Origin of the sequence: Streptomyces sp. NPDC101225, from assembly GCF_044767585.1 — a bacterium.
Classification (GTDB): domain Bacteria; phylum Actinomycetota; class Actinomycetes; order Streptomycetales; family Streptomycetaceae; genus Streptomyces.
Genome location: NZ_JBIWOE010000008.1, coordinates 209,497 through 236,058, shown reverse-complemented (window position 1 = coordinate 236,058; position 26,562 = coordinate 209,497). Strand labels below are relative to the sequence as shown.

22 protein-coding genes and 1 pseudogene are annotated in these 26,562 nt (G+C 72.7%); 10 read left to right on the top strand and 13 right to left on the bottom strand.

The genetic code is table 11. The features are described 5' to 3' along the window. Both gnd and ACIRPX_RS14750 read left to right on the top strand, forming a co-directional pair. Positions 1 to 879 (top strand): phosphogluconate dehydrogenase (NAD(+)-dependent, decarboxylating), encoded by an 879-nt coding sequence (gnd, locus tag ACIRPX_RS14755; protein ID WP_404193409.1) that lies wholly within the window; start codon positions 1 to 3, stop codon positions 877 to 879. Positions 880 to 886: 7 nt separating this feature from the next. Continuing rightward, positions 887 to 1,474 (top strand): histidine phosphatase family protein, encoded by a 588-nt coding sequence (locus ACIRPX_RS14750; protein ID WP_404193406.1) that lies wholly within the window; start codon positions 887 to 889, stop codon positions 1,472 to 1,474. Here the strand turns inward: ACIRPX_RS14750 and ACIRPX_RS14745 are convergent. After that, a complete protein-coding gene (locus ACIRPX_RS14745; protein WP_404193403.1) occupies positions 1,413 to 2,780 on the bottom strand; it encodes a lipase family protein in 1,368 nt (455 codons plus the stop codon). The two genes, ACIRPX_RS14750 and ACIRPX_RS14745, sit on opposite strands and share 62 nt — an antisense overlap. A gap of 321 nt (positions 2,781 to 3,101) precedes the next feature. Here ACIRPX_RS14745 and ACIRPX_RS14740 point away from each other — a divergent pair, with 321 nt between their 5' ends. The 3 genes from ACIRPX_RS14740 to ACIRPX_RS14730 are packed head-to-tail and all read left to right on the top strand — an operon-like array spanning position 3,102 to position 8,821. Continuing rightward, positions 3,102 to 5,981: a peroxidase family protein gene (locus ACIRPX_RS14740; RefSeq protein ID WP_404193400.1), complete on the top strand. Its 2,880-nt coding sequence runs from the start codon at positions 3,102 to 3,104 to the stop codon at positions 5,979 to 5,981. Beyond that, entirely contained in the window at positions 5,978 to 7,345 is a 1,368-nt protein-coding gene (locus tag ACIRPX_RS14735; protein WP_404193397.1) for a hypothetical protein, read from the top strand. The genes ACIRPX_RS14740 and ACIRPX_RS14735 overlap by 4 nt, the downstream gene beginning before the upstream one ends. 12 nt (positions 7,346 to 7,357) lie before the next feature. Further along, positions 7,358 to 8,821, top strand: coding sequence for a membrane-associated oxidoreductase (locus ACIRPX_RS14730; RefSeq protein WP_404193394.1), 1,464 nt, complete (start codon positions 7,358 to 7,360; stop codon positions 8,819 to 8,821). Here the strand turns inward: ACIRPX_RS14730 and ACIRPX_RS14725 are convergent. Both ACIRPX_RS14725 and ACIRPX_RS14720 read right to left on the bottom strand, forming a co-directional pair. Beyond that, a complete protein-coding gene (locus ACIRPX_RS14725) occupies positions 8,808 to 10,592 on the bottom strand; it encodes a bifunctional sugar phosphate isomerase/epimerase/4-hydroxyphenylpyruvate dioxygenase family protein (protein WP_404193392.1) in 1,785 nt (594 codons plus the stop codon). The two genes, ACIRPX_RS14730 and ACIRPX_RS14725, sit on opposite strands and share 14 nt — an antisense overlap. An 86-nt stretch (positions 10,593 to 10,678) precedes the next feature. Then, complete coding sequence (locus ACIRPX_RS14720) at positions 10,679 to 11,566, bottom strand: shikimate dehydrogenase (protein WP_404193389.1); 888 nt, start codon at positions 11,564 to 11,566, stop codon at positions 10,679 to 10,681. A gap of 154 nt (positions 11,567 to 11,720) precedes the next feature. Between ACIRPX_RS14720 and ACIRPX_RS14715 the strand changes: the two genes are divergently transcribed. Continuing rightward, the gene (locus ACIRPX_RS14715; RefSeq protein WP_404193386.1) at positions 11,721 to 12,386 is read left to right on the top strand and encodes a TetR/AcrR family transcriptional regulator; all 666 of its coding nucleotides are present in this window, start codon (positions 11,721 to 11,723) and stop codon (positions 12,384 to 12,386) included. 184 nt (positions 12,387 to 12,570) lie between these two features. Beyond that, a complete protein-coding gene (locus ACIRPX_RS14710; protein ID WP_404193383.1) occupies positions 12,571 to 13,929 on the top strand; it encodes an MFS transporter in 1,359 nt (452 codons plus the stop codon). A gap of 415 nt (positions 13,930 to 14,344) precedes the next feature. Here the strand turns inward: ACIRPX_RS14710 and ACIRPX_RS14705 are convergent, their stop codons facing one another. The 3 genes from ACIRPX_RS14705 to ACIRPX_RS14695 form a co-directional block, all read right to left on the bottom strand. Further along, the gene (locus ACIRPX_RS14705) at positions 14,345 to 14,686 is read right to left on the bottom strand and encodes a VOC family protein (protein WP_404193380.1); all 342 of its coding nucleotides are present in this window, start codon (positions 14,684 to 14,686) and stop codon (positions 14,345 to 14,347) included. 47 nt (positions 14,687 to 14,733) lie between these two features. Further along, entirely contained in the window at positions 14,734 to 15,144 is a 411-nt protein-coding gene (locus ACIRPX_RS14700; protein WP_404193378.1) for a VOC family protein, read from the bottom strand. A gap of 231 nt (positions 15,145 to 15,375) precedes the next feature. Next, positions 15,376 to 15,813 (bottom strand): PPOX class F420-dependent oxidoreductase, encoded by a 438-nt coding sequence (locus ACIRPX_RS14695; RefSeq protein ID WP_404193375.1) that lies wholly within the window; start codon positions 15,811 to 15,813, stop codon positions 15,376 to 15,378. A gap of 233 nt (positions 15,814 to 16,046) precedes the next feature. Here ACIRPX_RS14695 and ACIRPX_RS14690 point away from each other — a divergent pair, with 233 nt between their 5' ends. Then, positions 16,047 to 17,300 (top strand): serine hydrolase domain-containing protein, encoded by a 1,254-nt coding sequence (locus tag ACIRPX_RS14690; protein WP_404193372.1) that lies wholly within the window; start codon positions 16,047 to 16,049, stop codon positions 17,298 to 17,300. 84 nt (positions 17,301 to 17,384) lie between these two features. Here the strand turns inward: ACIRPX_RS14690 and ribA are convergent, their stop codons facing one another. After that, positions 17,385 to 18,044, bottom strand: a complete 660-nt coding sequence (gene ribA / locus ACIRPX_RS14685; RefSeq protein WP_404193369.1) for a GTP cyclohydrolase II — start codon at positions 18,042 to 18,044, stop codon at positions 17,385 to 17,387. A gap of 38 nt (positions 18,045 to 18,082) precedes the next feature. On the opposite strand from ribA, the gene ACIRPX_RS14680 reads away from it, so the two are divergent. Next, entirely contained in the window at positions 18,083 to 18,847 is a 765-nt protein-coding gene (locus ACIRPX_RS14680; protein ID WP_404193366.1) for a creatininase family protein, read from the top strand. A 143-nt stretch (positions 18,848 to 18,990) separates the two neighbouring features. Here ACIRPX_RS14680 and ACIRPX_RS14675 read toward each other — a convergent pair. The 5 genes and pseudogenes from ACIRPX_RS14675 to ACIRPX_RS14655 form a co-directional block, all read right to left on the bottom strand. Beyond that, a pseudogene (locus ACIRPX_RS14675) lies at positions 18,991 to 19,920 on the bottom strand (lysylphosphatidylglycerol synthase transmembrane domain-containing protein); the annotation flags it as partial. After that, positions 19,917 to 20,846 (bottom strand): class I SAM-dependent methyltransferase, encoded by a 930-nt coding sequence (locus ACIRPX_RS14670; RefSeq protein ID WP_404193626.1) that lies wholly within the window; start codon positions 20,844 to 20,846, stop codon positions 19,917 to 19,919. The pseudogene ACIRPX_RS14675 and the gene ACIRPX_RS14670, both read right to left, overlap by 4 nt. 74 nt (positions 20,847 to 20,920) lie before the next feature. Next, complete coding sequence (locus tag ACIRPX_RS14665) at positions 20,921 to 22,132, bottom strand: glycosyltransferase family 4 protein (protein WP_404193363.1); 1,212 nt, start codon at positions 22,130 to 22,132, stop codon at positions 20,921 to 20,923. Beyond that, positions 22,129 to 22,527 (bottom strand): 6-pyruvoyl tetrahydropterin synthase family protein, encoded by a 399-nt coding sequence (locus ACIRPX_RS14660; protein ID WP_384261102.1) that lies wholly within the window; start codon positions 22,525 to 22,527, stop codon positions 22,129 to 22,131. The genes ACIRPX_RS14665 and ACIRPX_RS14660 overlap by 4 nt, the downstream gene beginning before the upstream one ends. A gap of 115 nt (positions 22,528 to 22,642) precedes the next feature. After that, positions 22,643 to 23,623, bottom strand: a complete 981-nt coding sequence (locus tag ACIRPX_RS14655; RefSeq protein ID WP_404193359.1) for a dehydrogenase — start codon at positions 23,621 to 23,623, stop codon at positions 22,643 to 22,645. Between the two features lie 107 nt (positions 23,624 to 23,730). Between ACIRPX_RS14655 and ACIRPX_RS14650 the strand changes: the two genes are divergently transcribed. Continuing rightward, a complete protein-coding gene (locus ACIRPX_RS14650) occupies positions 23,731 to 24,507 on the top strand; it encodes a CDP-alcohol phosphatidyltransferase family protein (RefSeq protein WP_404193356.1) in 777 nt (258 codons plus the stop codon). A gap of 83 nt (positions 24,508 to 24,590) precedes the next feature. On the opposite strand, the gene ACIRPX_RS14645 is transcribed toward ACIRPX_RS14650, so the two are convergent. Continuing rightward, positions 24,591 to 26,468 carry a discoidin domain-containing protein gene (locus tag ACIRPX_RS14645; protein ID WP_404193353.1) on the bottom strand — a complete coding sequence of 626 codons (1,878 nt, stop codon included), beginning with the start codon at positions 26,466 to 26,468 and terminating at the stop codon, positions 24,591 to 24,593. Between the last annotated feature and the right edge of the window lie 94 nt (positions 26,469 to 26,562).

Here is a 26,562-nt window from a genome sequence, read left to right as displayed (position 1 = left end):
ATGCAACTCGGTCTCATCGGTCTCGGCAAGATGGGCGGCAACATGCGCGAGCGGATCCGCCGCGCCGGCCACACCGTCGTCGGCTACGACCGCAACCCCGACCTCTCCGACGCGGAGAGCCTCGCCGACCTGGTGGGCAGGCTCGACGCGCCGCGCGTGGTCTGGGTGATGGTCCCGGCGGGCGCCGCCACCCAGTCGGTCGTGGACGAGCTGGGCGGGCTGCTGTCCCCCGGCGACACGGTCGTCGACGGCGGCAACTCCCGCTGGACGGACGACGAGAAGCACGCCGCGGAGCTGGGCGCCAAGAACATCGGCTTCGTCGACGCCGGTGTCTCCGGCGGCGTGTGGGGTCTGGAGAACGGCTACGCGCTCATGGTCGGCGGCGACCATGAGCACGTCGAGCGGCTCCAGCCGATCTTCGACGCGCTGAAGCCGGAGGGCCCCTACGGCTACGTCCACGCCGGCAAGGTGGGCGCCGGGCACTTCTCCAAGATGGTCCACAACGGCATCGAGTACGCCATGATGCAGGCCTACGCCGAGGGCTGGGAGCTGCTGGAGAAGGTGGACTCCGTGGACAACGTCCGCGAGGTCTTCCGCTCCTGGCAGCAGGGCACCGTCATCCGTTCCTGGCTGCTGGACCTCGCGGTCGACGCCCTGGACGAGGACGAGCACCTGGACAAGCTCAGGGGCTTCGCGCAGGACTCCGGCGAGGGCCGCTGGACGGTGGAGGCGGCCATCGACCACGCCGTGCCGCTGCCCGCGATCACGGCCTCCCTGTTCACACGGTTCGCCTCCCGCCAGGACGACTCGCCGCAGATGAAGATGATCGCCGCGCTGCGCAACCAGTTCGGCGGGCACGCCGTCGAGTCGAAGGAGTAGCCGGGCCGTGGGGGACCTTCTCCTGGTCCGCCACGGCGAGACGGAGTGGAGCCTGTCGGGACAGCACACCAGCTTCACCGACCTGCCTCTCACCGCGCACGGTGAGGGGCAGGCCAAGTCCCTCGCTCCGCTCCTCTCGCAGCGGACCTACGCACGCGTCCTGACCAGCCCGCTCGGCCGCGCGACACGCACCGCCGAACTCGCGGGCATCACCGGGGCGTCGGTCGAGCCGGACCTGCACGAGTGGGACTACGGCGCCTACGAGGGCGTCACCACCGTCGACATCCACCGCACCCGCCCCGGGTGGGACCTGTGGACCGACGGCGTGCCGCCCGGTCCCGACGGCCACCCCGGCGAGACGCCCGAGCAGATCGGTCGGCGCGCCGACCGGGTGCTGTCCCGGGTGGACGCCCTCCTCCCCGGCGGTGACGTGGTCCTCGTGGCCCACGGCCATGTCCTCCGCGTCCTGACGGCGCGTCGGCTCGGCCTCGCGCCGGCGGACGGACGGCTCTTCCAGCTGGCGACGGGCACCGTCAGCCGGCTGTCGACCGAGCACGGCCGCCCGGTGATCGCCGAGTGGAACACCAGGCCGTAGAGCCGCCGCTCGCGGTGACCGCCCCGGGCTGCAGCACGTCCCCGAACTCGCTCAGCACGCCCGGTGGCGCGAGCGCGTTGACGTAGTGGCCCGGGCCGTGGTCGTCGAAGGAGTACTTGAAGGGAATGGAGCGGGTCAGTGCCAGGCGGGTGGCGAAGAACGCCAGCGGCGCCACCACCGCGAGTCCGGCCAGGCTGTCCATCTGCGGGTAGTTCAGGCCCGGTTCGCCGGTCTCGGTCCAGCCGCCGTCCCCGCCGCCGCGCAGCAGGGGCCGTACCGACCGGCGCGCCCGTTCCGTGATCCGCGGCAGCAGCCCGTCCCGGTCCCGGCCGGTGGCCGCGCGCACGAGGTCGCCCGGCAGGGTCAGGGCCTCGATCGCCGAGTCGGCGGCGAAGGTGAGCGCCGCGTCGACGGGCCCGTGCCGCCTGCGGTAGTGGAACTCGCGGCCGAAGGGGGCGTAGGGGCCGACCGGCCGGGGCGGCAGCGCGGGCACGACGTCCCGGTCGAAGATGTAGCGCAGCAGCCGGTCGCGCAGCGGATAGGTGCCGCGCGGCCCGGGCGTCTCCTCGCAGGCGCGGGCCAGGTCGGGGCCGCCGACCATGGGCTGGCCGAAGGTGTAGACGCCCTTGAGCCTCTCGGCGATGTGCCGGTAGCGCGGCTCGTGGACGAGCGTGACCGCCATGATCGCCGCCATCGCCGCGCCGAGGCTGTGCCCCGTGAGGTAGAGGGCCTCCAGGCCGTCCCCGCGCGAGCCCTCCTGCGCGGGGTTCAGGGACTCGCCGCGCACGGCCCGCTCCAGGGCCCCGACGACCTGATGCCGGGTGGCGCGGACGTTGCGGTAGAAGCCGGCGTGCACCTCGTGGCGCCGGCCCTCCAGCTCCACCGTGAGCATCTCCGGCCGCACGTCGGCGTCGGTGAGGATGCTGATGATGTCCTCGGGCTGGGTGCCGCGGTAGCAGAGGATCGCGGCCCGGTGGTCCTTGTCGAGGATCAGGTAGGCGGCCGACGCGATGTACATGGCGTCCACGCGCTGCTCGAAGACCCGGACCTCGTTCTCCCCCAGGCCCAGCCGCGCCATGATCATGGCGACGGTGTCCGGATCGCTGTGCTGCTCGAACCCGGCGTACGCGTAGTCCGAGCAGGTCGCCAGCACATGCGGGAGGACGCCCTCCGGATCGGGCTGGTGCTTGGCCTCGACGAGCCGTTCCACCAGGTCGGGGTAGACGGGGAAACCGCTCGGATCGGTCTTGGGTTTGCACGGGCGCAGCGCGCTGTACGCGGGCCCTTTGACGTATGCGTCCCGCATGTGGGACCTCCCCCGGAACGATGCGGGTGGTGAGCACACCACCGCCCCCGTGGGCCGTCAACCGGCGGGGAGTCGTTCCCCGGCCACGGCGGGGGCGGCGGATGGTGTTGCTGGGGAACGGAGGCGCGCGCGGTGCGGCCACGGGTCGTCACCACCGCCGCGGCCACCCGGCTGACCGGCCAGGACGCCCGGCGCCGCCGCTTGGCACGCCGCGCGCGCACGAGGGCGCACAACGGCGCGAACCGTCGCTGTGAGTCCCCCCGGCCGCCGGTAGCGTGCAGGGCTCTGTCCCGTACGTATCCGTACGTGAGGAAATGACCGATGGCCGAGACCGGGCAGCAGGAACCGCCGTACGAGCGGTACGAGGGCGGCAGCGCCGAAGCGGAACGGCTGGTGTTCGAGCAGCTCGCCGCCGAGTTGATGAAGGTGCAGGTCAAGAATGCCCGGGCGGGGGGAGGAGGGGTCGCCCGGACGTTCCACGCCAAGGCACCGGTGGCCGTGGAGAACGCCCGGCTGCGCTTCCACGACGACCTGCCCGCGGCACTGCGCGTCGGCTACGCCCGGCCGGGCGCCGAGTACCCGGCGCTGGTGCGGCTGTCCAACGCGAGCGGCATCCGGCAGGGCGACGGCTCACCCGACCTGCACGGGGCGGCCGTACGGGTGCGGGTGTCCCAGGAGGAGAGCCACGACCTGCTGGCGACGAGCCACCCGGTCTCCCACGCCCGCGACGCCCGCGAGTTCGTGGCCTTCGCCAAGGCCATGGCGGGAGCCCGCAGCCCCGTGCGGAAGGCGTTCGGGCTGCTGGTGAAGCTGCCGCTCGCGGTGGGTCTCGGCACCGCGAACCGGATGCGCCGCAACGTCCGGGCGGCCACCCGGCACACCGTGGGCTCCCTGGCCGGCGAGACCTTCTGGAGCCGCGGCGCGATCCTGTGGGGCGAGGCGGGACCCGTGCGGTACCTGCTGCGGCCCGCGCCCGGCACCCCGCCCGCGCCCACGCCGGACCGCCGCGACCCGGACGCCCTGCGCCGCGAGTTCGCACACCGGCTGGCCCAGGGGGACGTCAGCTACGACCTGTGCGTGCAGCGGTTCGTGGACGAGCGGCGCACCCCGGTCGAGGACGCCTCGGTGGAGTGGAAGGACGCCGTCTCGCCCGCGGTGGCGGTGGCCCGGCTCACGCTGCCCGGCCAGGACCTGACGACCGCCGAGGCCCGCGCGGCCGCGGGGCGGATCGAGGACCTGGCCTTCAACCCCTGGTACACCACGGACGACTTCCGCCCGCTCGGCAACATCAACCGGGCCCGCAAGGCCGCCTACCAGGCCGCGAGCGCCCACCGGCTCGGGCTGCGGTTCGTCACCGGGGAACCCCTGCGCAACCGCGTCCTCGGCCGCCCGGCGGAGGCCGGCTTCGCCCTGCTGAACCGGTATGTGCCCTGGCACCGGCTGCCGTTGCAGCTGAGCCTGCTGAACCTGGTGTTCCTGCGCAGGGTGCTGCGCCGGCTCAACCTGATCGACACCGAACCCCGCGAGGCACCGCCGAGGGCGCAGCGGGTCCCGGCGCCGATCCCCGAACGGCTGCGCGGCGAGCGGTCCTACGACGGGACGTACAACGATCTGTCGGCCCCGCGGATGGGCGCGGTCGGCGCCGCCTTCGGCCGCAACCTGGAGCCGGACCACCGGCCCGACCTCTTCGACACCCCCAACGCGGTCACCGTGAGCCGCCGGCTCCTGTACCGCGAGAACTTCGTGCCCGCGACCTCGCTCAACGTGCTCGCCGCGGCCTGGATCCAGTTCCAGGTGCACGACTGGGTCAACCACCGCCGCCACAAGCCCGGCGGGCGCAGCGTCGAGGTTCCGCTGCCGCCCGGCAGCGGCCCCTGGCACAACACCCCCGGCGGGCCCGGCGAGAACGTGATGCGGTTCGCCGAGAACGAGGGCATCGAGGTGCCCGGCCGCCCGCCGATCCTGTTCGGCAACACCGCCTCGCACTGGTGGGACGGATCGGAGGTGTACGGCGAGGACGAGCAGACCGCCCGCTTCCTGCGGGAGGCCGACGGACGTGCCGAACTGCGCCTGGAGGACGGCCATCTGCCCGGCGGCGGCAACGGCCACATCCCGCTGACCGGCTTCAACGAGAGCTGGTGGATGGGCCTGAGCTGCATGCACACCCTCTTCGCCCGCGAGCACAACGCGGTGTGCGAGGCGCTGCGCGACCAGTACCCCACGATGAGCGAGGAGCGCATCCACCACACGGCGCGGCTCGTCGTCTCGGCGCTGATCGCCAAGATCCACACGGTGGAGTGGACGCCGGCGATCCTCGCCACCGAGGCGATCGACATCGCGCTGAAGACCAACTGGCAGGGCCCGCCCAGGAAGTGGCTCAACCAGCTGGGCCTGTGGCTGTTCGAGGCGCATTCGCTGACGGGCATCCCGAAGACCCTGCCGGACCACCACACGGCGCCGTACTCGCTCACCGAGGACTTCGTCACCGTCTACCGCATGCACCCGCTCGTCCCCGACGACTTCGAGCTGCGTGAGCACCACTTCGGGCAGCGTCTGGAGACGGTGGGCCTCCTGGACATCCAGGGCGGCGCGGCGGAGACGCAGATCCGCAAGACGGGCCTGGCGAACACCCTGTACTCCTTCGGCATCGCCCATCCGGGCGCGATCACCCTGCACAACTTCCCGCGGGCGCTGCAGCACTTCGAGCGGGACGGGGAGATCATCGACCTGTCGGTGGTGGACCTGGTCCGGACGCGGCGGCGCGGCGTGCCGCGCTACAACGACTTCCGCGAGGGCCTGCACAAGCGGCGCATCCGCTCCTTCGAGGAGCTGACCGAGAACGCGGAGACGCTCGCCCGGCTCAAGGACGTCTACCGCTCGGTCGACGAGATCGACACCGTGGTGGGCCTGTTCGGGGAGAACCCGCCGACCGGGTTCGGCTTCAGCGACACCGCGTTCCGCGTCTTCATCCTGATGGCGAGCCGGCGCCTTCAGTCCGACCGCTTCCTGAACGTCGACTACCGGCCCGAGGTGTACACGCCGCTGGGCATCGACTGGGTGGAGCGGGGCGGCATGAACTCGGTGATCCTGCGGCACTGCCCGGAGCTGGCGGCGCTGCTGCCGCGCGCGGCGAGCGCCTTCGCGCCGTGGCGCGCCGTGCGGCCGACCGGCGACGAGGACGCCGGCGGAGGCCGCGCATGAGCCCGGCCGACGGACACCCCGGGCTGGCCGACCTGCTCGGCCGGCCCCTGCTGGACACGGTCTGGCACCGGCGTACCCACCGGGTCGGCCGGGGCGCCTCGGTGCCGGCCGGCTCGATGAGCCACCGCTCCACGCACACCCCGCAACCGCTGTCGGAGCTGGAGGAGGCGGTGCTCGTCGCGGTCACCGGCTGCACGGGCCTGACCATGCCGGACCGTCCCTTCGAGGACCCGCGCGACGGTACGCCCATCATGGCCAAGCCCAACCTGACCATGGCGGGACGGACCGCGGGCAGCCCCGACAACGCGCAGGGCACCCACTTCTTCATGATCAACGACACGGGGACGTACTACCTGCGCAGGCTGGCGCCGGCGCCCCAGGAGCCCTTCGACGCCGAGACGTTGGTGGCACGGGCGGAACGGTCCAAGGTGAGGGTCCTCGACCACCGGCTCGACGTACCCCGGGACAGGCGGGACTTCCCGGCCTACCTGGACTCCAACCGCTTCCTGTCCAACCTCCCCGGGACGACGGTGTTCTTCCCGGTGGTGGACCTCTCGCACCAGTACATCAACGCGCTGATGTATCTGCTGACCCAACCCGACGGCGCCCGGCCGACGCTGGTGGACGACCGCAACTTCTACCGCCCGGCCGGCGTGAGGAAGTGGGTCGCCGACGGCTTCCTCAACGGCGATCTCAAGCTGCCGCTCGGCGCGCTCGGCCCGATGCGCACGCAGATCGAGGCGGATCTGCTGCTGCAGAACCTGATGCTGACGGCCGAGGCCATGGGGCTCGGCGCCTGGATCCACGCGTCGATCAACCCGCAGATCGCCCTGGGCGACCCGAAGTTCTCCCGCGCGTACGGCCGGATGCTGGGCTTCACCTTCGTCACCCCGCGCTGGCGGCTCGCGGACGTCTGGCGCTGGCACGTCCCGCTGCCGAGGTACGCGACGCTGCGCTCGCACCCGGTGGGCCTCACCTCGCCCGGGGGCGAACCGCTGATCGCGGCCGCGTGCCCGCCGGCCCACCCGTCGATGTCGGACGCGGTCGACTCGGTGATCGGCGCCAAGTTCGGCGCCGGCGGCACCTACACGGACAAGGACGTCTTCACCCGCATCTACCGGGAGGACTACGGGCAGCGCTATCTCGCCGAGGCGAGCGAGTACGAGGAGCGGGTGATCGACTGCGCGCGCGACATCTGCGAGTACGTCATCCGCACCCACCGCCGCTTCCCCGCGCACACGGACGCGATCCATGTGCCGGGGATCTGGCTCCAGGCCCACCACGTGGAACGGGAGTACTACGAGCGGTTCTTCGTGCACGGCCTCACCGAAACCCACCGGCGGCACGCGGAGTTGTGGGACTAGAGTTCCCGGTTTGTGGAGATCAACGATCTGACGCCGGCCGAGCGGCGGATATGGCGGGCGTTCGCGACGGGAGCGGCGGTCGACTTCGGCACGGGGACCGCCGAGGACGCGGCGGACGGCGCGGACTGGGGGCCGGAGCGCTCCGTCCGCGCCTCCGTCCTGCGCCATCTGCTGCTCAACGGGCCGCGTGAGCCCGGGGAGATCGCCGCCCTCAAGCTGTCGGGGGCGCGCGTCACGGGCGAGCTCGACCTGCGGTACGCGCAGACCGACCATGCCGTCCGGCTCAGCGGCTGCCACGTCGACGAGGTGCCGCAGCTGTACGGCTGGCGGGTCCGCCAGCTCAACCTGAGCAATTCGGTGCTGCCGGGTCTGACGGCCGCCACGATCCGGGTGGAGGGCGTGCTGCGGCTGACGGACTGCCGGTTCCGTGGACCGGTGCGGCTCGGCGGGGCCCACATCGCCGGGGCGCTGTTCATGGACCGCGCGCGCTTCGAGGCGCCGGACGCCGGTGAGCCGGCCCTGCAGCTCAACCAGGTCGAGATCGGCGACGACCTCTGGGCGCCGGGGCTGCGCGCCCGCGGCCAGGTCCGGCTCACCGGCGCGTCCGTCGCCGGCGGGGTCAACTTCCGGGACACCGAGTTCGAGCTGCCGTCGGGCACCGCGCTCGACGCGCAGAACCTCACCGTGGGCTCCGACGTCCGCGCCCGCTGCCTCACGGCCCGCGGCCGGATCGAGTTCCGCGGCTCGCGCATACCCGGCTGCCTCGACCTGCTGCACTCCCGCCTCTCCCAGCCGGGCGGCACCGCGCTGCGGGCCAGCAGCTGCGTCATCGGCGAACTGTGGCTGCGCCCCGACACACGCATCGAGGGCGCCCTGAACCTGCGGCGCTCCCAGATCGACCTGCTCACCCTGGATCCGGCGACCCTGCCGGAGAGGGTCCACATCAACGAGCTCAGCTACACCGCCCTGACCCCGCACGTGCCGGCCGAGCGCCGCCTGAGCATGCTGGAACGCGACCCCGAGGGCTATGTCCCCTACGCCTACGAGCAGTTGACCGCCGCCTACCGCCGGGTCGGCGACGACTACGCCGCCCGGATGGTCCAGCTCGCCAAGCAGCGCCGGCTGCGCGCCACCCGCACCTGGTACGGGCGCCTGTGGGGCTACGTCCAGGACGCCACCGTCGGCTACGGCTTCCGCCCGCTGCGCGCCGCCGTCTGGCTGCTCTCCCTGCTGGCCGTCGGCTCGGCCGCCTACGCCGTGCACCATCCGCACCCGCTCAAGGAGTCCGAGGCCCCGCACTTCAACCCGGTCTTCTACACCCTGGACCTGCTCCTGCCGGTGATCTCCTTCGGCCAGGAGGACGCCTTCGCGCCGGACGGCTGGTACCAGTACCTCGCCTACGCCCTGATCATCACCGGCTGGATCCTGGCCACGACGGTCGTCACCGGCGTGACCAGAAGCGTCAGCCGCCAGTGACGTGCTGGGCGGCCAGCCGGACGGGCGCGTTCTGCGCCCCGTAGCCGCGATGGCCGCCGTCGCGCTGGACGAGCTCGAAGAACACGCGGCCGACGGTCCGGGTGTAGCAGTGCCGGAACTCCCCGTGCGCGTCCCGGTCGTAGAGGATGCCGAGCTCGCGGTACGTCTCCAGCTCCCCGTCGGCGAACTCGAACCGGGCGGCCAGGTCGTCGTAGTAGTTCGCGGGTATCGGCAGCAGCCGTCCGCCCGCGGCGAGGAGGCGGCGGGCCGCGGCCACCACGTCGGGCGTCGCCAGGGCGATGTGCTGCGCGTGCGCGGTGTCTTCGTCGGGGGACGCGCCCACGGACAGCGCGATGCGCACGCTCCCGTCGGCGTTGCTGACGGCCCGGCTGCGCAGCAGCCCGTACGGATCGGCGACGTCCACGCTCTCCTGCGCGGACAGCCCGAGGACGCTGCGGTGGAAGAGGGCGGCCTCGTCGAAGTGGTGCCAGGGCTGGACCAGGGCCAGGTGGTCGATCCGGGTCACGCCGCAGTCCCTCGCGGTGTGCGCGACGGGCTCGAAGTCCGCGCGCCAGTCCGGCAGTTCGGGCCGGTTCGTGGCGCAGAAGAACAGCTCGGTGCCGTCGGGGGCCGCCACCGCCTCCAGCGGCACGTCGTCCGCCGCGCGACGGCGCGGCAGCACCGGCGCCAGCAGGGCCTCGGCCCGGCGGGCGGCGCCGCCCGGGTCCGGTGACTCCAGGCCGATGGCGGCGAGTCCGGTCCCCTCGCGCCGCGCCGCCGGACCGGTGTTGACGAGGACGCGCGCCTCGCCCTGCTGCCACAGGTCGACGGGCTTGCTGCGGTGCCGCGCGGTACGGGCGAACCCCAGTGCGCCGAGCACCTCGGAGACCGGCTCGGCGTCGGGTGTGACCAGTTCGGCGAAGGCCACCCCGGTGGGGACGACGGGCCCCGGCAGGCCGGCCGGTCCCACCGCCTCCTGGAGCACCAGCAGCGAGCGGTGCGCGTCCACGGCCGTAGGACCGGCCTCGGCCTGGCGGAAGACGTCGTTGAACACCTCCAGCGAGAGCGGCCCGTCGTACCCCGCGCGCAGCACGTGCCGCACGAGTCCGGCGACGTCGAAGCCGCCCTGCCCCGGGAAGCAGCGGTAGTGGCGGCTCCACTGCAGGACGTCCATCGCGAGCAGCGGCGCGTCCGCGAGCTGCAGGAAGAAGATCTTCTCGCCCGGGATGTCCTCGATCCCCTTGGGGTCGGACCCGCGGGAGAGGATGTGGAAACTGTCGAGACAGGTCCCGAGCGCGGGATGGTCCGCCCTCTCCACGATCTGCCAGGCATGGTCGTAGGTGCTGACGTGCCGCCCCCAGGCGAGCGCCTCGTAGGCGACGCGGACGCCGAACTCCTCGGCCAGGGAGGCGAGTCGGCCGAGCTGCCCGGCGGCGAGATCGTCGTCGTCGACCGCGAGGGGATGCACGCTGGAGCAGACGAGCACCGTGTCCGCACCCAGCCGCCGCATCACCTCGAACTTGTGCCGCGCCCGCCGCAGGCCGCGCCCGAACTCCTCCTCGGGCACGGCCTCGACGTCGCGCATCGGCTGATAGAGATCGATGCTCAGCCCGAGATCGGCACACCGCCCCCGGATCTCCTCGGGGGTGAGCCGGCTGGCCAGCAGATCGTTCTCGAAGATCTCCACTCCGTCGAACCCGGCCTGCGAGGCGGCGGTGAGCTTCTCGGTGAGCGACCCACTGAGCGAAACGGTGGCGATAGAGGTACGCACGGCCCAACTCCTTCGACATGCCGTACCGCGACACCCCTTCAGGGGCGCGGGGAACGGCGCGATCAACCACGAACGACCCGTGGCCGTCACCGCACGGGGCCGACCGGACTCTCCGAGGCCCCGGCCAGCTCACCGATGTCCGCCAGCATCCGCGAGGCGTCCGGCTCACGCCCGGTGAAGAGCCTGAACGCGTCCGCGGCCTGGAACACGGCCATCCCGCCCCCGTCCAGCGTGGCGCAGCCGACCGCCCGGGCGGCCCGCAGCAACTCGGTCTCCAACGGCCGGTAGACGACCTCGGCCACCCACACTTCGGGCCGGAGCAGGCCGGCCGCGAACGGCAGGCCGGGGTGCGCGGCCATCCCCATGGGCGTCGCGTGCACGACGCCGTCGGCGGACGCCAGCAGCCCCGCCAGCCGGTCCGGCGAAGCGGCGGCGGCGCGCCCCTGCCCGAAGTGCTCGTTCAGCCGGCCGGCCAGGGAGACCGCCCGATCCGCCAGCGCGTCGACGACGGTGACCCGTTCCGCGCCGAGCGTGAGCGTCGCGTGGGCGACGGCCGCGCCCGCGCCGCCGGCCCCCAGCTGCACCACCCGCTCCAGCGAGGCGTCCGGCAGCCCGCGCGCGAACGACGCGGCGAACCCGGTGACGTCGGTGTTGTGCCCGACGGCACGGCCGTCCTCGAAGACCACGGTGTTCACCGCGCCCAGCGCCTCGGCCTGCGGGGCGAGCGCGTCCAGGTGCCCGATGACGAGCTGCTTGCACGGGTGGGTGATGTTCAGCCCGTCGAAGCCCAGGTCGCGGGCGGCCCGCAACAGGTCGCCGACCGCCTGCGGAGGCAGCCCGAGCCCATCGATGTCGATGAGCCGGTACAGATGGCGCAGACCCTGCCGGTCCGCCTCCCGCTCGTGCAGCGCCGGGCTGAGCGAGGGGCCGATGCCCGAACCGATCAGTCCGACGAGATACGAGTCCTTGGCCACGCGGACCTCCTGAACCGAGCGCTAATGTACGAACTAGTACGTTAGCTATATCAGCCGGACCGCTCCCTGGGAAGCCCCGGCCCGCCTGCCGGGCGGCTCCGCCCGGGCCGCCTTCTACAATCTGCGGCACTGGCCGCACTCCCGAAGGAACCCGATGACCAGCGTCGACGAACCGGCACGACCGAACGGGCGGATCCGTGACGCCGCCCGCACCCAGGCCGAGATCCTCGACGTCGCCACACAGGAGTTCGCCCGGGCCGGGTACGACGGCGCCCGCGTCGACGAGATCGCCGCCCGCACCCGCACCACGAAGCGGATGATCTACTACTACTTCGGCGGCAAGGAGCAGCTGTTCACGGCCGTCCTGGAGCGGGCGTACGGCGTGATCCGGGAGGCCGAGCAGGAGCTGGACGTCGAGCACCTGGACCCGGTCGCGGCGATCCGGCGCCTGGCGGAGCTGACCTTCGACCACCACGAGCAGCACCCCGACTTCATCCGCCTGGTCAGCATCGAGAACATCCACGGCGCCGCCCACATCGTCGGCTCGGAGAAACTCGGGAAGATCGGCTCCCCCGCACTCGACGTGATCCGCCGCATCCTGGCCACCGGGCAGGAGTCCGGCCTCTTCACGGCCGACGTCGACGCGGTCGACCTGCACGCGATGATCAGCTCCTTCTGCTTCTTCCGGGTCGCCAACCGGCACACCTTCGGCGCCCTGTTCGGCCGCGACCTGGTGGACCCGGCGCAGCGCGAGCACTACCGCGCCATGCTCGGCGACATGGTGATCGCCTACCTGACGGCGGAGCGCGCCGCGGACTGAGGCCGCGCGGCAGCCCCCCTTGACACGCGCGAAACGGCGGCGCAACATCCCTACCCACCGAGACTAACTATCCAGTGGGTTAATTAGGCCGGGATCCGGCTCCTCCATCGGCCCGCTGCCCCGCTCTCCGCTTCCCCCTCCCGCTCACTCCGCCTACGTCGGAGTTCCCTCGAAGGAGCACGCCGTGTCGCACTCCGTCGCACCCCGCGACCCCGCCGCAGCCGCCGGGCAACCGAGAAAGGCCGCGGCGGCCGCCTGGATCGGCAGCGCCCTGGAGTACTACGACTTCTTCATCTACGGCAGCGCCGCCGCGCTGATCTTCCCGAAGGTCTTCTTCGACGCGTCCGACCCGGCCACCGCGACCCTGCTGTCCCTGGCCACCTTCGGCGTCGCGTACGCGGCCCGGCCCGTCGGCGCGCTCTTCCTCGGGCACTTCGGCGACCGGACCGGCCGCAAGAAGGTCATGATCTTCACGCTGCTCCTGATGGGCCTGTCGACGTTCCTGATCGGCTGCCTGCCCACCCGCGCCGAGGTGGGCAGCCTGGCCCCGGTCCTGCTGGTGCTGTGCCGCGTCCTGCAGGGCGTCTCGGCCGCCGGCGAGCAGGCCGGCGCGAACTCCCTGACGCTGGAGCACGCGCCGTCGCACCGGCGCGGCTTCTTCACCAGCTTCGCCCTCGGCGGCACCCAGGGCGGCCAGCTCATCGCCACCCTGGTCTTCATCCCGGTCGCCGCGCTGCCCGAGCACCAGCTGCTGGCCTGGGGCTGGCGGATACCGTTCTGGGCGAGCGTCGTGGTCGCCGCCGTCGGCTACGTCATCCGCCGCAGGCTGGAGGAGACGCCGGCCTTCGCGCAGCAGGCGGCCACCGAGGGCGTGGCCAAGCTGCCGCTCGCGGTGCTGATGCGCGAGCACTGGGCCGACGTGCTGCGGGTGATCGGGGGCGCGCTGGTCGCCTCGGTCTCCACGATCTTCACCGTCTGGGCCCTCGCCTACGCCACCAGCGACTCCGTCGGCATGTCCCGGTCCGCCATGCTGTGGGTGGGCGCGCTCGCCAACCTCGTCGCGCTCGCCGCGATCCCCCTGTGGGCCTCCCTGTCGGACCGGGTCGGCCGCCGCCCCGTGTTCCTGATCGGCGCGGCCGGCAGCGCGATCGCCATGTTCCTCTACCTGTGGGCGATCTCGACGGGCAACTATCCGCTGACCCTGGTGCTCGGCATCGTCGCCTTCGGCGTGGTCTACAGCGCCGCGAACGGCGTCTGGCCCTCCTTCTACGGCGAGATGTTCTCCACCCGTGTCCGTCTGTCCGGCATGGCGATCGGCACCCAGATCGGCTTCGCGGTGGCCGGGTTCGCGGTCACCTTCGCCGCGCGGATCGCGGGCCCCGACGGCACCGACTGGTCCTCGGTCGCCCTGTTCACCGCGGCCCTGTGCGTCCCGCCGGTCGTCGCCGCGCTCTCGGCCCGCGAGACCCACAAGGTCCCCACGGAGCAGCTGGGCGAGCGCGCGCCCGGCCCCGCGTCGCAGCGGGAGACCGTGACGGCCTGACCGCCCCGCCACCCCGGCCTCCGAACCCCACACGGCTCCGGAGACCGGGGTCCACCGCCCCTGACTCCAGCCGCCAGGCATCGCCGCCCACGGCACCGCGGGCCAGCCGCCGGCCACCACTCCGCACACCAGGTGTCGCCGGCCACGGCCCGCGCAGCCGGGGTTCGCCGACCCACGACTCCAGTCGCCTCGTCCCGCCGACCACAGCCCAGAAGGTCATGGGCCGCCGGGAACGGCCCCGGAGCCGGGTCCGCCAGCCATCACTCAGGTGGCCACGGTCCGCCGACACACCCCCGGCGGCCGCCGGCAACCGCTCCGGGGTGGCCGGACACGGCTGGGGTCATCAGGCGTTCGCCGGTACCGGCTGTCGCGGTCCTGGGGCGCCGGACTCGGCTGCGGTCGTCGCAGGGCCCGGCTACGGTTTCGGGTGCCGGGGCTCGTAGAGACCGACCTCGCCGCCGCCCGGCAGCCGGAACCCGGTCAGCCGGCCCCAGCGCGCGTCCTGCAGGGGCCGCGTGAACTCCACGCCCTTGTCGGTGAGTTCGGCCGTCGTCGCGTCGAGGTCGTCGCACATCAGCATCAGTTCGTGCGACGGCTCACCGTCGGCCGGATGGAAGGCCACCTCGGCCGGCGGCGCCTTGAAGATCAGCCACCCGTGCCCGGCATCGACGTGCTCCCACCCGAGGACGTCCCGGAAGAACGCCCGGTCCGCCCCGGCGTCATTGCTGTAGATCACCACATGGGCCCCATTGATCACGCGCGGAGAGTATGCGCGCACCGGCCCCGCGGCAAGCACCGCGGAGGCTACGCGTTGGACCAGCCCCGCTCGCACAGCACCAGCCGGTACCCGTCCGGATCCTCGACCGTCACGCCCCACCGGTTCCAGTACGGATTCGGCGAGGTCACCCGCTTGCCGCCGTGCTCCTCCAGACGGGCGACCAGTTCCTCCGGCACCGGCCCGTCGACGTAGACGACGAGGAGGTCCTCCTCGGTGGGCCGGGGCTCGACGGGCCGTCCGGGCTCGTGGACGAGTTCCAGGTGCCAGCCCGCGTCCGGCCAGCCCGCCATCAGCAGATCGTGTTCGCCCGGTTCGGTCCCCCCCTCGGCCCGCCACACCACGCTCAGCCCGAGCCCGCCCACCCAGAACCGCTCGGCGGCGGCGAGGTCCCGGGAGGGCCGGGCGACACGGATGTGACTGCGGCCGTTGACAGCCATGCTGACCTCTTTCCGAGCTGCGGTTTCGACCCTCGCAGCCTAGGCAGCCGGTGATCCCAGGGCCATCGGCCGTCCGCCCTGCGCCCCGGGTCCTAGGTCTCCGTGAAGCCTCCGGCCACCGGGCGCCGTTGAGGCATGGGGCACACTGCGGTAATCATGAGGTAACGGCGCGTGCTCCGGCCGGATTCAGGGGCGGCCGGAGCACGTGGTCGGGGTGCACCGGGGCTGCCCTCAGCCCCGGTTGGCCCCCTGCGGCATTCCGTAGGCGTGCTCCACCTTCAGCCGCACCACCAGCCGCCCGTCGCTGACCATCGCGGCGCGGAAGTCGTCCCAGTCGGGGTGCTCGCCGACGACGTCGCGGTACAGCCGGACCAGCTCGTCGACGGTGTCGTCGTGCGGGTCCTTCGCCACGGGCGAGAGCTCGGCCGTGCCCTCGACGACGGTGTACGCCCGGCGGTCGGGGGTGGTCACGTGGTACGACGCCCGCGGGTCCCGGCGCAGGTTGCGTGTCTTGGCCCGGTCGTCCGTGACCGAGATCCGGACGACGCGTTCGTCGGGGTAGTAGTGGTGGCCGACGTTCGACAGCTGGGGCCGGCCGTCGCGCTTGAGGGTGACCAGCACCCCGCCACGCCCTTCGGAGAGCAGTTCGAGCAGTGCGTCCTGAGTCATACCTCGATCAACCCCTCCGGCGGAGCCGCACATTCCCGCGCGGGGGCACCGCGGGCCGCGCACCGCCCGGCCGGCTGTGGCGGGCCGGGCGTTGCCGAAACGTTCCACTCAAACGATCAATCATGACCGGGAGGGGTCCCAGGTCCAGGTTCCTGCGCGACGATGAGGTCTGAGGCCGTCCGGGCGGGGGTACCGCCTGACCACACCTCGACGAGCGCATTCGAAGGAGAGCGATGGCAACGCTGCGACAAGAGGCCGAACCGGACGAGGCCGGGCTGGACGTGAAGGCCCTGGACCGGCTCGACCAGGCGTGCGCCCACCTCGTCGACGAGGGACGCCTGCCCGGCTTCCTGGTGGCCGTGGCCCGCGGTGGGCGCGTCGCGCACCTCACCACCCACGGCCGGCGTGACGTCGCCGAGGACCTGCCCGTCGAGGCCGACACCCTGTGGCGGATCTACTCCATGACCAAGCCGGTCACCTCGGTCGCCGCCCTGATGCTCGTGGAGGAGGGCCGGCTGTCGCTCGACGACCGGCTCGACCGTTATCTCCCCATCTTCGCGAACCCGCGCGTGTACGAGAGCGGCGAGGGCGAGGACGTACGGACCCGCCCGGCCGACGGGCCGATACGGATCCGCCACCTGCTGACCCACACCTCGGGCCTGACCTTCGGCTTCTACCACAGCCATCCCGTCGACGCCCTGTACCGTGCGGCCGGCCTGGAGTCCTCGGTGGTACCGGGCACGGACCTGGCCGGGACCGTCGAGGTGTACGCGCGGATGCCGCTGCAGTTCGAGCCGGGCACGCAGTGGAACTACTCGGTCTCCACCAATGTGCTGGGCCGGGTGATCGAGGTCGTGTCCGGGCAGCCGCTCGACGCGTTCTTCGCCGAGCGGATCCTCGGTCCGCTCGGCATGGCGGACGCCGGGTTCCAGGTCGGCGACGAACAGGCGCCCAGGCTGGCCGAGTTGTACGGCGAGGGCGACGACGGCCGTATCAAGCCCGTCCCGGGGCTGCCGTTGCGCGGCGGGCGGCCCCGCTTCCTGTCCGGCAGCGGCGGCATGGTGGCCTCCGCGTACGACTTCCACCGCTTCATGGAGTTGCTGCGCCGCCGCGGCGAACTCGACGGCGTCCGGCTGCTCGCGCCCGGGACGGTGGACCTGATGACCCGCAACCACCTTCCCGGCGGTGCCGACCTGCGCGCCCACGGCAGCCGCCCGGCCCACGACGAGCCCAACAACGACGGCGTCGGCTTCGGCCTCGGCGTCTCCGTCGTCGTCGACCCGGAACGCACCCTGTCACCGACGGCGGCCGGCACCTACGGCTGGAGCGGCGCGGCGACGACGACGTTCTGGGTCGACCCCGTGCGCGACCTGACCGTGCAGTTCATGACCCAGGTCCGCCCGAGGACCTCGCTCAGGATCATCCCGGAGCTGCGTCGGTTGGTCCACGAGGCCGTCACGGACCGGGCGCCGTCGTGGCGCGGTTGAGCCCCGCGGCGGCACCCGGCGCGTGAACCCCCACCTCGCCGGCGGCGGTCCCTGCGGGCACCGGCGGCGAGGTGGCGGACGTGCTCAGGACAGGTGCGCGACCGCGTCCAGGTGCGGCAGGACGTGGTCGAGCCGCTCCCGCTTGGTGCGCAGGTAGGTGATGTTGCTCTCGCACGGGGGGATCAACAGCGGCACGGTCTCGGCCACTTCGATGCCGTGCTGCACCAGCGCCTCCCGCTTGCGCGGGTTGTTGGACATCAGCCGCACCGAGTTCACGCCCAGGTCGTGCAGGATTCCGGCGGCCACGCCGTAGTCGCGGGCGTCCACCGGCAGCCCGAGCGCCAGGTTCGCCTCGACGGTGTCCAGGCCCTCCGCCTGCAGCGCCATCGCCCGCAGCTTGGCCAGCAGACCGATGCCGCGGCCCTCGTGGCCGCGCAGGTAGATGACGACGCCGCTGCCCTCGGCGGCCACCGCCTTGAGCGCGAAGGCCAGTTGATCCCCGCACTCGCAGTGCTGCGAACCGAAGGCATCACCGGTCAGGCACTCGGAATGCAGCCGGGTGAGAACGCCCTCGGCTCCGATGTCACCGTGCACGAGGGCCACTTGCTCATCGCCGCGATCGTGGTCCAGGTAGCCCACTGCGCGGAATTGCCCGTACACCGTGGGCAATGGCGCATTCACGATCCGCTCCACGCCCGTGCGCTGTGGAGACTTCTTGCCGAGGACGCCGATTTTTTCTGTCATGATCTGATTCCTAAGCAGAGACGAAAGGCCGTGAAGAAATGAGTGTTTCGGGCGCGCGTACGGCGGCGGACGGGCTGGTGCCGGCGGACACTACGGAAGAGGTACGGACCAGGGGCGCGGGTGTCTCAACGCAGGTCGCGGTGCTTCCCGTCGGAAGCTTCGAGCAGCACGGCCCGTTCCTCCCGCTGGCGACCGACACGCTCGTCGCCTGCGCCGTGGCCCGGGAGATCTCCGCGGCGTACCCGGTGCACCTGCTTCCCCCGGTGACGATCTCCTGTTCGCACGAGCACGCGGCCTGGCCCGGTACCGTCAGCATCTCCTCGGTGACCCTTCATGCGGTGGTGTCGGACATCGCCGCCTCGCTCCGCCGCTCCGGCGTCGACGCCCTGGTGGTGGTCAACGGGCACGGCGGGAACTACGTACTGGGCAACGTCGTTCAGGAATCCTCCGCCCGCGGCGAACGAATGGCGCTCTTCCCGGCCGCGGAGGACTGGGAGGCGGCGCGGCAGCGGGCGGGGGTGACCACCTCGCTGCTGACCGACATGCACGCGGGAGAAATCGAGACCTCCATCCTTCTGCACGCTCACCCGGAATTCCTCCGGCCCGGTTATGAGACCTCCGATTTCGTCGCGGACGACCGGCGCCATCTCCTGACCCTCGGTATGTCCGGCTACACCGATTCGGGCGTCATCGGGCGCCCTTCGCTGGGTTCCGCGGAAAAGGGGAAGGAACTGCTGGCGAGCCTCGCGGATTCCTTCGGCGCGTATTTCTCGCTCCTCACCTCGGCGGACGGGCGGGCGTAGCGGGCGGCGGGCTCCGGGGCCGCGGCGGCCGCCCGGGAGCCCGTGCGCGGGCCGGTGCACCAGCGGTGGACGAGCACGAGGGCGCCGGGCAGCGCGGCCACGAAGCTGAGCACGCCGTACACCACGGCGACCGCCACACCGCTGCTCGCGCCGAGGCCCGCGGCGCCGAACGCCCAGGCGGTGGCGCCCTCGCGGGGCCCGAAACCGCCGACGTTCAGCGGCAGCCCCATGGCGGCCAGCGCCAGCACGGCCAGCGGCAGCAGGACGGCGACGGAGGCACCGGACCCCGTGACCCGGGCGGAGAGCACGAACAGCGCGAAGTGGCCGGCCAGGATCAGCAGCGACGAGAGGGTCACGCCCGGCCAGTTGCGCCGCGAGAACAGTCCCTCGCGCGCCTCGCCGAGCGTCGCGCGCAGCGCCCGTCCGCGCCGGGACGGCGCCTTGTTCATCCGCAGCGCGACGACGACGGCGAGCGCGCCGAGTACGGCCGGCGCGGCCAGCGGGGCGACGTGGCGCACCTCGGCCCGCACCGGCGACGGCATCGTCAGCAGCATCACCGCCCCGACCACGGTCAACGCGATCTGTCCCGCGACCCGTTCGAGCACGACGGACCGCACACCGCGGCCGATGTCGCCGGCGTTCTGCCCGGACCGCACGGCCCGGTGGACGTCTCCGAGGACACCGCCGGGCAGGGCGGCGTTCAGGAAGAGCGAGCGGTAGTAGTCCGCGACGGCCGTCCCGAGGGGGAGGTGGATCCTCAGTCCGCGGGCCACCAGCGCCCAGCGCCAGGCGCTGAGCACGGTGGTCACCAGGCCGACGGCGAGTGCGAGCAGCAGTGTCGTCGCGTCGATGCGCCGCAGCCCGTCCAGCAGGACCCCGGTGCCCAGGCGCCACAGCAGGCCGCCGAGGATGGCGACGCCGGCGACGGTGCCGAAGTGGGCCCGTACGGCCGGGGAGTCGAGCAGGGCCAGGGCCTTGCGCCGGCGGGGCGCGGCCGTCGCCGGTACGCCGGTGCGCACCCCGCCCCGCCCCTCGCGCCGTACCACCGGCACTCCTACCGTCTCCACGCTCATGACGCCCCGCCCGTCGGCCGGGACAGCGCCAGCAGGTCGTTGTGATGGACGGTGACGCGCAGCTCGCCCGCCTCGCAGGCGGCCAGGCGCTCGCTCAGGTACCGCTGCGCACGCGCCTTCAGCGCGGGCCGCTGCTCGACGGCCGCACCCACCCAGCCGCGCAGCCACTGGGCGGTCAGCGCGGCCTCGTCCGGCCCGAGCCGCCAGGGGCTCGGGTCCACCCGGACCGTCGCGCCCCGCTCCGAGAAGGCCTCGCACGCCGCCGTGACCGCGTCCGGGCCGAGCAGGCCGTCCCGGCGCTGATGGGCGTTGAACGCCTCGGCGATCTCCTCGTCCATCGGGTCGGCGGGACCGAGGTCGACGCGTCCGGCGACGGAGAGGGTCAGCAGGGCCGGGCAGCCGGCTCCGGTGCAGGCGTCCGCGAAGGTGTCGATCTCCTCCCGGGTGAGGACGTCGAGCAGTGCGGAGGCCGTCACCAGACAGGCGCCGCGCAGGGCGTCCGCCGTGAGCCGGGCGACGTCGCCGCGCCGTGTCTCCACGCTGACCCGGCTGCCGTCGGCGGCGGAGCGCGGGGAGGCGACGGCCGCGAAGTGCAGCAGGTAGGGGTCGCGGTCGTGCAGGATCCAGTGCTGGGCGCCGTCCAGCCGGGGTGCGAGCCAGCGGCCCATGGAGCCGGTGCCGCAGCCCAGGTCGTGGATGACGAGGCCGCCCCTGCCGGGCCGGTTGGCCAGCCGGATCCGCAGCGGGTCGAGCAGGTCGTGCGCCCGCGCGGCGGCGTCGGCGGGCTCCCGCAGCTCCAGCCACTCGGGCGCGTACCGGGGCGCCTCGTCGGGCCCGTTGTCCCGCAGGCGCACGGTGGCGCGCTCCCCGGGGGCGGGGCCGGCGCCGGGGATCACGGAGTCCGTCGGTTCGGGGCTGCGCGTCATGGGGTCTACCGGTTCGGAGTCGTGGCGGGACCCGGGCCGCGCCGGGATCTTCCCACCGATCTCTGCGGTCCTGTTCATGCCGCCCTCCTGGGTTCGCTCGGCAGCCGGCCCAGTACTCCGGCAAGGCTGCGGGCCGTGGTCGCCCAGCCGTCCAGGGCGGCCCGCCGGCCCCGGGCGGCGGCCTTGAGCCTGCGCCGGACGTCTGCCTCGCCGAACCAGCCGCGCAGTTCGGCGGCGAGCGCGGCCGGGTCCTCCGGCGGCACCAGGATGCCGGGCACGCCGCCGTCGGGAGCGCGTCCGACCGCCTCCGGCAGCCCGCCGACGTCCGTGGCCAGCACCGGGATGCCGCGGGCCAGGGCCTCGGTGACGGCCATCCCGTACGTCTCGGCGTAGGAGGTGAGGACCATCAGGTCGGCGGCGGCGTAGCTGGCGTCGAGCGCGGCACCGGCCCGCGGGCCGGCCAGCTCGATGCGGTCCTCCAGACCGTTCTCCTCGATCAGCAGCCGCAGACGGGCGACGTACTCGGGGTCGTGCCCGAGTCCGCCGACGCACACGCAGCTCCACGGCAGGTCGGCCGCCGCGGCGAGCGCCTGCACCAGCCGGTGCTGCCCCTTGCGGGGGGTCACGGCGGCGACGCACAGCAGCCGGGAGACACCGTCGGTGCCGGAGGCGAGGGGCGCGATGTCCGCGCCGGGGGCGGCGACGTGCACCCGCTCGGGCGCGAGGCCGTGGTGCGAGACGAGGCGCCGTACGGCCCAGTCGCTGGTGGCGATGACGGCGGGCACGGCCCGCAGCACGGCCCGCTCCCTGGCGTCCAGTTCGGCGGCCACGGCGGGCTCCAGGCCCGTCTCGTCGCCGAGCGGAAGGTGCACCAGCACGGCGAGGCGCAGCCGTTCGGTCTCCGGGACGACGACCTCCGGGACGCCGCAGGCCACGATGCCGTCCATCAGGACGACCGAGCCGTCCGGCAACTCCCCGAGCGTACGGGCGAGTTCGGCGCGGGAGGCGGCCGTGGGCCGGGGCCACCCACCGGCCACCGCGTGCGGGTGGACCTGCCAGCCGAAGCCGGGCAGATCGAGGCTGACACGCCGGTCGTAGGCGTTGCCGCCGCTCGGCGCGGCCGGGTCGTCGACACCGCCCGGCAGGACGAAGTGCACGGAGCGCAGGGACATGGGAATGATCTCGGCGTCCTTCGGGCCGGGGTGCTGGAGGGGGACGTAGTCGAGCGTCGTCCGCTCCGCCGCCGGCCGGCGCTTCTCCACCTTCTCCAAGGTCACGTGGGTCACAGGGCACGCTCGTAACTCGCCCAGGCGATGTGCGACTCGTGCAGGGTCACGCTGATCCCCGCGATGCCCTTGGCGCCCTCGCCGAGGGCGCCCTTCTCGATCCGGGCGGCGAGCCGGTCGGCGACGACCTTCGCCAGGAACTCCGTCGACGTGTTGGTCCCGGCGAACTCCGGCTCGTTGTCGAGGTTTCTGTAGTTCAGCTCGGCGACCACGGCGCCCAGCTCCTGCGTGGCCAGTCCGATGTCGACGACGATGTTGTCGTCGTCCAGCTGCTCGCGCCGGAACGTGGCGTCCACCAGGAACGTCGCTCCGTGCAGGCGCTGCGCGGGCCCGAAGACCTCGCCGCGGAAGCTGTGGGCGATCATGATGTGATCGCGGACGGTGACACTGAACAACGGACGACCCTCCAGGTGCGGCGCGTCTGGCCCCCCGGTCGATGCCTGCCGGGGGATGCCCTTAGTACGGCTCTTCGCTTCCCCGTGTTCAGCCGTCTCAGACTCTTTTCTCAGGTCAGGCCGTTTCGGGGTACCTCACGCGGTGGCAGAGGGCGGGAATCTCGCCACAGGCCAGCTTCGGCATCACCCGCGGCAGCTCCTCGAACGTGCTCTCCCCGGTGATGAGGGCGTCGAGCGCCGGGTCGGCCAGCAGATCGAGGGCGAGGGCGAGACGGTCGGCGTAGCTGCGGTTCGCGCGGGCCGGGGAGACGGTGCCGACCTGGCTGCTGCGGATGGTCAGGCGCCGGGAGTGAAAGGCCTCGCCGAGCGGCAGGCCCACCGTCCGGTCGCCGTACCAGCTCAGCTCGACGACGGTGCCCTCGGGCGCCAGCAGCTCCATCGCCCGCGCCAGGCCCTGCTCGGTGGCGCTGGCGTGCACGACGAGGTCGCGGCCGCTGAGCGCGTCGGCGGGCGCGGCGAAGTCGACACCGAGGGCCTCGGCGACCTCGGCACGGCCGGGATCGGCGTCGACGAGCTGGACGCGCACTCCGGGGAAACGGGCCAGCAGGGCGGTGACCGAGCAGCCGACCATGCCGCCGCCGACCACGGTGATCCGGTCCCCGACCAGGGGCGCGGCGTCCCAGAGCGCGTTCACGGCGGTCTCGACGGTGCCCGCGAGGACGGCCCGCCCGGCGGGCACGGTGTCCGGTACGACGGTGACGGCGGCGGCCGGGACGACGTACCGGGTCTGGTGCGGATACAGGCAGAAGACGGTCCGCCCGGTCAGCTCCGCCGGCCCCTCCTCCACCACCCCGACATTGAGGTAGCCGTACTTCACGGGCGCCGGAAAATCGCCCTCCTGGAAGGGGGCGCGCATGGCCGCGTGCTGGCTTCGCGGCACCCCGCCACGGAACACGAGCGTCTCCGTGCCACGGCTGACCCCCGAGTAGAGCGAGCGCACCAGCACCTCGCCCTCGGCGGGTTCGGGCAGGTCGGCGGTCCGTATCTCGCCCAGCCCCGGACGGCTGAGCCAGAACGCTCGGGCGATGTGGTTCATCGGAATCCTCCTGAACGATCGGGAAGCCGTTCACGTACCGAGGTGTGCACAGGCCGCGCACAGTACGCGGCGTTGATCGACTCTGTCATACGGCCGGAGGGTGTGCGGTGGCCCTGAACAACACTTACGACGCGAGGCTGGTCCAGCAGGAGACCGCTGTGGGAGCGGGCCTTCAGATCCTGTTGCTGGCCCTGCTCGGCACGGCGATCGGCATGGGGCCGGCGGGCTGGCTGACCGGCCTGGCCTTCGCCGTGGCCAGCTGGGCGGTGCTCTCCCGGGCGCTGCACCGCTCCCGGCCGCGCTCCTTCGGCCCGGCCAACCGGGTGACGCTGGGCCGGGCCACCCTGGTCGGCGGCGTCACGGCGCTGGTCGCGGACTCCTTCGAGAGCTCCCCGCCCGTCACGCTGTTCGTCGGCCTGACGGCGATAGCCCTGATCCTGGACGGCGTCGACGGCAAGGTCGCCCGCGCCACCGGCACCTCCACCCCGCTGGGCGCCCGCTTCGACATGGAGGTCGACGCCTTCCTCATCCTGGTCCTCAGCGTCTACGTGTCCATGGAGTTCGGACCGTGGGTGCTGATGATCGGCGCCATGCGCTACGCCTTCGTCGCCGCGGCCCGTGTCTGCCCCTGGCTGAACGCGGAACTCCCGCCGAGCATGGCCCGCAAGACGGTGGCGGCGATGCAGGGCATCTGCCTGCTGCTGGCCGCGTCGGGCTGCCTGCCGCACCTGGCGTCCCTCGGCGTGGTCCTGCTGGCCCTGGGGTCGCTCACCTGGTCCTTCGGCCGCGACGTCAGGTGGCTGCGCCGCACCTCCCGCGTCCAGGACGCCGAGGTGGAGGAGATCCTGGGCCTGGCGCCGGAGCCGCAGACGGTGGCGTCCTGAACGAGGGTCCCTCAGCCGCCCGGTCCGGCCGCGAGGTGGGATCGGACGAGAACGGTGTTCGCGTCGTATCCCCGACAGGCCGCTCAGTCCTTCTGCTCCACCCGCACCCAGTCCACCTCCGCCCGTACGCCCCCGCCCGCGACCTTGTCCACGCTCGACTGCGGCAGTCCCCAGTAGGGACTGGTCACCTGGTTCCAGCCGGCGGGGTACGCGCCGCCCAGGGCCAGGTTCAGGATCACGTACTGGTCGTGGTCGTAGACCCACTGGCCCCGCGTCGACTCCAGTTTGTTGCGGGTCGTCTCCTGGACCAACCGGTCGTCGACGTAGAAGCGCATCGCCGTCGGCGTCCACTCCACCGCGTAGGTGTGCCACTGGTCGATCGTGCCGCCGGAGGGAAAGGTCTGGCGGGTGCCGATGTTGCCGTCGGCCGAGTAGCCGGGGCCGTGCAGGGAGCTGCTGGTCCAGTCGGGGTAGCCGATGTTCTCCATGATGTCGGTCTCGCCGGAGGCGGGCCACGAGACGGAGGGGTCGTCGACGTCGGAGCCGAGCAGCCAGAAGGCGGGCCAGAGACCGTCACCGACCGGGAGTTTCATCCGGGCGCTGACCCGGCCGTAGGTGAAGTCGACGTGGGTGTTGGTGTCGACACGGCCCGAGGTGAAGTCGTACGTGCCACCGCCCGCGTGCGTACAGCCCTTGCAGTACCTGGCGTTCAGGATCAGCTCGCCGTTCTCCGTGCGGACGTTGTCCGGTGAGTCGACGTACGCCTGCGACTCGCCGTTGACCGGGCCCATCTCCGTTCCCGTGCGCACCACCCGCCACTTGGAGCGGTCGAGCGCCGCGCCCGTGAAGTCGTCGAAGAACGTGGTCCGGTACGTGCCCGGCCGGTCCCCCGGCAGGGCCGGGTACGCCGCCGACGCGCTGCCGCCCGTGCCCCACACCTGGAACTCGTAGAGGGAGTAGCCGAACCGGGCCGTCGCGGGTGCCGGGTTGTAGAAGCTGCGGCGTTCCTTGCCGAGTATGCGGACGTAGCGGCCGGTCGCCGGGGTGGGGAGGGTGACGGTGTCGTGCAGGCCGACCGCCTCCGCCGGGGACTTCACGTTCGCGCGCCGGGCGGCGATCTCGGCCGGGGTGGGCTCGTAGACCGTGCGCCAGGTGCGGTTGTCGTCCGAGACCTGGAGCTGGTAGTCGACCGCGTAGGCCGCCTCCCAGTACAGGTCCATCGAGGAGATCGTCGACGTGGCGCCCAGGTCGACCGAGACCCAGCGGTCCGCGTTCCAGTCGCTGGACCAGCGGGTCGCGTCGTCCTTCAGGTTCGCGGGTATGCCGCCGTCCGTCACGAACGCCGGGGAAGTGCCCGCGTGCTGGTAGTAATCGGCGTACGCGGGGTGGTTCAGGGCGAGGTTCGTGCGGGTCGTCGAGGCGGGGGCCGGCTCACCGCCGTAGACCTTGAAGGCGTACAGCGAGTAGCCGTACGGCGTGGCGCGTTCGACGCCGCGCATGCGGACGTAGCGGCCCCGTACCTCCTGCGGGTACGTGCTCGCGGTGACCGAGCCGCCCGTGCCGGCCGTCTCCGTGTAGAACGGGGTCCAGTCGGTGCCGTCGGCCGAGGCCTCCAGCACGTATCTCCTGCCGTAGGCCGCCTCCCAGTCGAGCACCACCCGGTCGATCCGGACGGTGCTGCCGAGGTCGACGCGGATCCAGGCGTCGTCGGCGAAGTCGCTGGACCAGCGGGTGGCGCCGTTGCCGTCGAAGGCCAGGCCGGGTGTGGTGCCGCCGTTCTCGCTGCCGGAGGCGGTGACGGCCGCGGGGTCCGCCGCGTAGGCGGCGTTCGCCCGGTCGGTGTCCCAGCTCGCCGCGGCCGCCGCGGCGGACGCCGGTGCGGCCAGTGCCGTGATGCCCGGGGACAGCAGGGCCGCCGTCGCGAGGGCGGCCAGGAGCGTGCGGGGAATGCGGGACGGCATGCGGCTCTCCTGAGGGTCGTTGATGTTGCGTACATGACAGATGTACGGGTGCGCGTGGCTGCCGGCGCGGCCGGCGGATCAACGAACGGCGCGG

Excerpts from the sequence above, each read along its gene's own strand:
- gnd (WP_404193409.1), top strand. The coding sequence starts at position 1 with ATGCAACTCGGTCTCATCGGTCTCGGCAAGATGGGCGGCAACATGCGC.
- ACIRPX_RS14745 (WP_404193403.1), bottom strand. The coding sequence starts at position 2,780 with ATGCGGGACGCATACGTCAAAGGGCCCGCGTACAGCGCGCTGCGCCCG.
- ACIRPX_RS14740 (WP_404193400.1), top strand. The coding sequence starts at position 3,102 with ATGGCCGAGACCGGGCAGCAGGAACCGCCGTACGAGCGGTACGAGGGC.
- ACIRPX_RS14735 (WP_404193397.1), top strand. The coding sequence starts at position 5,978 with ATGAGCCCGGCCGACGGACACCCCGGGCTGGCCGACCTGCTCGGCCGG.
- ACIRPX_RS14715 (WP_404193386.1), top strand. The coding sequence starts at position 11,721 with ATGACCAGCGTCGACGAACCGGCACGACCGAACGGGCGGATCCGTGAC.
- ACIRPX_RS14700 (WP_404193378.1), bottom strand. The coding sequence starts at position 15,144 with ATGGCTGTCAACGGCCGCAGTCACATCCGTGTCGCCCGGCCCTCCCGG.
- ACIRPX_RS14695 (WP_404193375.1), bottom strand. The coding sequence starts at position 15,813 with ATGACTCAGGACGCACTGCTCGAACTGCTCTCCGAAGGGCGTGGCGGG.
- ACIRPX_RS14690 (WP_404193372.1), top strand. The coding sequence starts at position 16,047 with ATGGCAACGCTGCGACAAGAGGCCGAACCGGACGAGGCCGGGCTGGAC.
- ribA (WP_404193369.1), bottom strand. The coding sequence starts at position 18,044 with ATGACAGAAAAAATCGGCGTCCTCGGCAAGAAGTCTCCACAGCGCACG.
- ACIRPX_RS14680 (WP_404193366.1), top strand. The coding sequence starts at position 18,083 with ATGAGTGTTTCGGGCGCGCGTACGGCGGCGGACGGGCTGGTGCCGGCG.
- ACIRPX_RS14670 (WP_404193626.1), bottom strand. The coding sequence starts at position 20,846 with ATGACGCGCAGCCCCGAACCGACGGACTCCGTGATCCCCGGCGCCGGC.
- ACIRPX_RS14655 (WP_404193359.1), bottom strand. The coding sequence starts at position 23,623 with ATGAACCACATCGCCCGAGCGTTCTGGCTCAGCCGTCCGGGGCTGGGC.
- ACIRPX_RS14645 (WP_404193353.1), bottom strand. The coding sequence starts at position 26,468 with ATGCCGTCCCGCATTCCCCGCACGCTCCTGGCCGCCCTCGCGACGGCG.